Origin of the sequence: Teichococcus vastitatis (assembly GCF_003604215.1) — a bacterium.
GTDB lineage: Bacteria > Pseudomonadota > Alphaproteobacteria > Acetobacterales > Acetobacteraceae > Pseudoroseomonas > Pseudoroseomonas vastitatis.
Window position 1 is genome coordinate 1 of the sequence record NZ_QXGS01000082.1, and the last position, 5,129, is coordinate 5,129.

Genomic DNA, 5,129 nt, shown 5'->3' on the forward strand with positions numbered 1-5,129 from the left:
CACCACCGGCAGAAAGCCAATGATGAAGGTGGCCGAGTTAAACAGCATGCTGGAACATCCTTCCAACAAGACATCCGTCGGGACTGGATGGAATCGACATCTGACGCGGCCGACGATGAGCGGAGGCTTCCGGCACCGAACACAGCCCGAGACGGGTCAGGACATTCGGCGCTGGATACCGGCCCCAACGTGCTTCTCACCATCGGCATCGTCGGCATTCGCGCAGCGAGGTTTCAGCCTCAGGGGCGCTTCTGCCGGCGAGAAGTGTCGCTTCCTTGCAAGCACTGCTGCAGTCACGCAGGGCATGCCGCATCCATTCAGGGCGGCTGATTACCATGTCTTATGCGTTATCCGGCGGATCGGCGGCCGGAATAGCCACCCGGGATTTCACCGGGTCCTGTGTGCGTGAACCAAGACTAGGGAAAACAGCAGAAAACTACCATTGCCTTGAGCTTCACATATTCGGGAAAGTCGCTGGACGTCTTGCACCGTTCTTTACTCCTGTAAGGCTAACATTCACGTGTAGCTCCCTTAATCTCAAAGGGTCGACCCGACTCATGGAGCAGACGATTTTTCTTGAGGAAAGCGGCCTGCCTTTGCTGTGATTGGAATCTTTGCTTGTCTGGCGATAGGGACCTTACGGCTTACGCTTCCCGCCAACCCTCAGCCCTTAGAAATCCATTCCCATGCTCACCAGCTTCCTCAGGCAGGCGCTTGCGCTGGCCCTGCTGATCACAGCGTTGTCCACCGCATTGGTGGTGGCGTTGAAGTGGTCCGCGACCTATGGCGTTCCTGTTGTGGGATAGCTTCCCGGCGCCCATGTCCATCCCGGTCCATGGCAACGGCACTGCCGCCAGACGCGAGGAAGGCGAGCGCCCGGCGCCGCGCCAGCTTTTGGAAATGGATGAACTGGGACGTTCGATGACCCGGCCGGACGGCTTCGAAGGGATGCCCTACTCACCGCTGGCCCATGATTTCCGAGGCAAGGCCTTGCCGTAAACGGCAGGAGCGGCAGCTCCGCGCTCATCGCCGTCATCTATGGCAGGGAATTCGTCTCCGCGAGGCGAACCCTGAAGCGCCGCATCCTCTTTCGTCCGGACAGGCGGCGCACCCTGACAGGTTGAGCCTCAAGCTACCGCCCGAAGCCGACGCGAGCGGCCCAGGCGAGGTCCGGCACGACGATCTCTTGGCCCTCACCGAGATCCTTGAAGTCTCCGGCGGGCACCGTCGCCGCCTCCGGCCAATTCCCGGCGACGTCCCGTGGCCAGGCAAGGCATTAGTGATGAAAGGGTCAGGCCGGACCGGACGTACCGCTTCAACAGCCGTGTTGAGGGGCGATCCGGCAACCTCCGCCCAACCCGGTCCGTTCAGTGGTTCGCCCCGGCCTCGTACCTTACAAGTTTAGACGTCCAGGTTGGCGACCTTCAGCGCATTGCCGACGATGAACTCGCGGCGCGGCTCGACCACGTCGCCCATCAGGGTGGAGAAAACCTGCTCGGCATCTTCCACATCCTCGATCTTCACCTGAAGCAGGGTGCGCACGGCAGGGTCGAGCGTGGTGCTCCAGAGCTGATCCGGATTCATCTCGCCCAGCCCTTTGAAGCGCTGGATGGCCAAGCCCTTGCGGCCCTGGGCCAGGATACGGTCCAGCGCCGCCAAAGGACCCGTTACGGCCGTGGCAGCGCCCGACTCCATCTCCAGCGTTGCCGGCTCCGCCCATTCCGCCGACAGCGCCGTTTGGCGCTCGTTCAGCCAGCGGGCCTCGGGGCTGCGCAGCGCTGTGTTGTCCAGCCGGTGGCGCTCGGCCACGCCGCGCACAGTACGGCCCATCACCAGGCCCTCGCTGCCCGGCGCAACCTTCCAGCCGCGCTCGGTGATCAGCGCCAGCCCGTCCAGCCGCGTCGCCAGCACCGGGGCGGCCGCCAGGGCTCGCTCGGCATCGGCGGTCAGGGCGCCGGCGATGGCGGCCTGCTCCACCAGTTCGTTGGGCAGGTTGGTGGACAGGCGGCGGATGCGGCTCGCGGTCTGGCGCAGGCCTTCCACCACCTCCGACAGTTCGGCACCCTCCACCACCCGGTTGTCGGCGAAGCGCAGCCGGGCGCCATGGAGCGCCTTCTCCAGCAGGAAGTCCTCCAGCGCACGGTCGTCCTTCAGGTAGCGCTCCTCCTGCCCGCGCTTGGCACGGTATAGCGGCGGCTGGGCGATGTAGAGATGCCCGCGATGCAGCAGTTCCGGCATCTGGCGGAAGAAGAAGGTCAGCAGCAGGGTGCGGATATGCGAGCCATCGACATCCGCATCCGTCATGATGACGATGCGGTGGTAGCGCAGCTTGTCGGCCGAGAAGCCGCCCCTTTCCACCGGCCCGGCGCCGATGCCGGTGCCGAGTGCCGTGATCAGCGTGCCGATCTCGGCCGAGGACAGCATCTTGTCGATGCGCGCCCGCTCCACGTTCAGGATCTTGCCCTTGAGCGGCAGGATGGCCTGGAAGCGGCGGTCGCGGCCCTGCTTGGCGGAACCGCCGGCCGAGTCACCCTCGACCAGGAAGATCTCGCACTGGGTAGGGTCCTTCTCCTGGCAATCGGCGAGCTTGCCGGGCAGGGTCGAGATATCGAGCGCATTCTTGCGGCCGACCTTCTCGCGTGCCAGCTGCGCCGCCTTGCGCGCGGCGGCGGCGAGCACGACCTGGTCCAGCACCGCGCGGGCTTCCTTGGGATGCGTCTCGAACCAGTGCGACAGCGCGTCGGCGACCGCCATCTGCACCACCGGCTGCACCTCGGACGACACCAGCTTGTCCTTGGTTTGGGAGGAGAATTTCGGGTCCGGCACCTTCACCGAGACGACGGCGGTCAGGCCCTCGCGCATGTCCTCGCCGGACAGCTCGACCTTTTCCTTCTTGGCCAGGTCTTCGGCGTACTTCATCACCACGCGGGTCAGCGCCTGACGGAAGCCGGCTTGGTGGGTACCGCCGTCGCGCTGTGGGATATTGTTGGTGAAGCACAGCGCCAGCTCGTGCGGCGACGAGTTCCACCACATCGCCAGCTCGACCTGGATACCCGTGCCTTCCTTGGCCTTCAGGCTGATGGGCGGCTTGAAGATCGGCTCCTTGGAGCGATCCAGCCACTCCACAAAAGCGACGAGGCCACCGTCGAAGCGGAAGGACACTTCCTTTGGCGGCTCGCCGGCTTCCACCAGGCGCTCGTCGCGCAACACGATGGCGAGTCCGGAATTGAGGAAGGCCAGCTCGCGCAGCCGCTTTTCCAGCACAGCAAATTCGTATTCGGTTCGCGTGAAGGTGCCGGCGGAGGGCTTGAAGGTGACGCGGGTGCCGTTGCCGTGCTCGGCCGGACCGACCACCTTGAGCGGCTGCACGGTGTCGCCATGCTCGAAGCGGATGAAATGCTCCGTGCCCTCGCGCCAGATGGTCACGTCCATCCATTCGGACAACGCGTTGACCACCGCGGCGCCGACGCCGTGCAGGCCGCCGGATACCTTGTAGGAATTCTGATTGAACTTGCCACCCGCGTGCAGGCGGGTCAGCACCACCTCGGCGGCGGAGACGCCTTCCTCGGCGTGGATGTCCGTGGGGATGCCGCGGCCGTCATCCGTGACGGTGACAGAGCCATCGGCATTCAGCACCACCTCGCAACGCGTGGCATAGCCGGCCTGGGCCTCGTCCACGGCATTGTCGATGATCTCGAACGCCATATGGTGCAGGCCGGAGCCATCATCGGTGTCGCCGATATACATGCCGGGGCGCTTGCGGACGGCTTCGAGGCCGCGCAGCACGGTGATGGAGGCGCTGTCATAGGCGTCCGCCATCGGATCGGTGGCGGGGGACGGCGCGCGCGCGGACTCACTCATGCCGGCGGGAAACTCCTGCTTTTCGGTCGGGCTGATTCACAAGGATTTATAGCCGTTTTCGATCATCCCGGCACGGGTAAATCGGTCAAGCGGCGCAGCCCGCCGGGAATGGCTTCCAGGAACTGAGCCCCGCCACGCAGCGGGGCGAAGGGGGCCACTTCGGTGCCGGTCAGGAAGCATTGCGCCGGCAGGCTGGTCAATGCCTGGAACAATGCTTCGCGGCGGCCAGGGTCAAGGTGGGCTGCAACCTCGTCCAGCAACAGAAGAGGTGCGAAGCCGCGATGCGCCGCGACCAGCGCGGCCTGCGCCAGAACGATGCTGACCAGCAGCGCCTTCTGTTCGCCGGTGGAACACAGCTCGGCCGGAATGGCCTGTGGCAGCAGCACCATGCGCAGATCCGTTCGATGCGCACCCTGCCGGGCTCCGCCGGCTGCGGTGTCTCGCGCGCGGTCGGCTGCCAGGCCGCTTCGCAGGGCTTCTTCCACCGCCAGGGCCGGCTGTTCCGCCAAAGCGTCGGCGATCGGGCAGATCAGCGACAGGCTGGCGGACGGGAAGCTGCCGGATAATCCCGCACGAAGAGTGCCATTCAGCCCCGCCAAGGTCGATTGGCGTGCCGCCACGGCGGCCACGGCATGGCGAGCCATGGTATCCTCCAGCGCCGCGAGCCAGCCGGCATCCCGCCGCCCTTCCGCCAGCAGGCGGTTGCGCTGGGTCATGGCGGTGTCATGTGCCGCGACATCACGGGCGTGGGTGGGCTCCAGCGACCACACCAGCCGGTCCAGGAAACGGCGTCGCCCACCGGCGCTTTCCTGGAACAGGCGGTCCATCTGCGGCGTCAACCACAGGAGGGCGACGTGGCGGGACAGTTCGGCCTGGCTGCGCACGGCATTGCCGTCAAGGCGAAAGCTGCGGCGCTCAGCGCCCGCTTCCGCCCCCGTGCCGATGGTGACGGGACCTGAGGGGGCTGCGAAATGCCCGGCAACCGCCCAGGCCAAAGCTGCCTCGGCGTGCCGCGGCAGTTCGGCACCCTTGGCACCACGCAGTCCCCGGCCCGGCGACAACAAGGAGATGGCTTCCAGCAGGTTGGTCTTACCGGTGCCGTTCGGGCCAGCCACGACAATGCTGTCATGGTCAAAATTCTGGTTCAGGGAAGGATAGCTGCGGAAATCCTGCAGGATCAGGCGCCGCAGGCGCAGCTTTGGAACGTCATGCACGCGTGTGATGTAGCACTGGCGTGGTGTGGTGACGAATCGGGATGCGGGGACAGG

The 5,129-nt window shown here is 65.6% G+C and carries 4 protein-coding genes and 1 other annotated feature; of the genes, 2 read left to right on the forward strand and 2 right to left on the reverse strand.

From position 1 onward, the window contains the following. Together D2K64_RS25780 and D2K64_RS22670 are read left to right on the forward strand one after the other, a co-directional pair. Positions 1–330 (forward strand): hypothetical protein (locus D2K64_RS25780; RefSeq protein WP_238384382.1); only part of this gene is annotated, 330 nt, incomplete at its 5' end. A 15-nt stretch (positions 331–345) separates the two neighbouring features. Next, positions 346–401, reverse strand: a sequence feature (sul1 is cis-regulatory element that is thought to sense ions involved in sulfur or methionine metabolism; They are found in Alphaproteobacteria). Positions 402–783: 382 nt separating this feature from the next. After that, positions 784–999 carry a hypothetical protein gene (locus D2K64_RS22670; protein ID WP_157986062.1) on the forward strand — a complete coding sequence of 72 codons (216 nt, stop codon included), beginning with the start codon at positions 784–786 and terminating at the stop codon, positions 997–999. 402 nt (positions 1,000–1,401) lie between these two features. Here D2K64_RS22670 and gyrB read toward each other — a convergent pair whose 3' ends face one another. Together gyrB and recF are read right to left on the reverse strand one after the other, a co-directional pair. Further along, the gene (gene gyrB, locus D2K64_RS22675) at positions 1,402–3,861 is read right to left on the reverse strand and encodes a DNA topoisomerase (ATP-hydrolyzing) subunit B (RefSeq protein WP_120010650.1); all 2,460 of its coding nucleotides are present in this window, start codon (positions 3,859–3,861) and stop codon (positions 1,402–1,404) included. 62 nt (positions 3,862–3,923) lie between these two features. Next, the gene (gene recF, locus D2K64_RS22680; RefSeq protein WP_120010651.1) at positions 3,924–5,075 is read right to left on the reverse strand and encodes a DNA replication/repair protein RecF; all 1,152 of its coding nucleotides are present in this window, start codon (positions 5,073–5,075) and stop codon (positions 3,924–3,926) included. Positions 5,076–5,129: the final 54 nt, after the last annotated feature.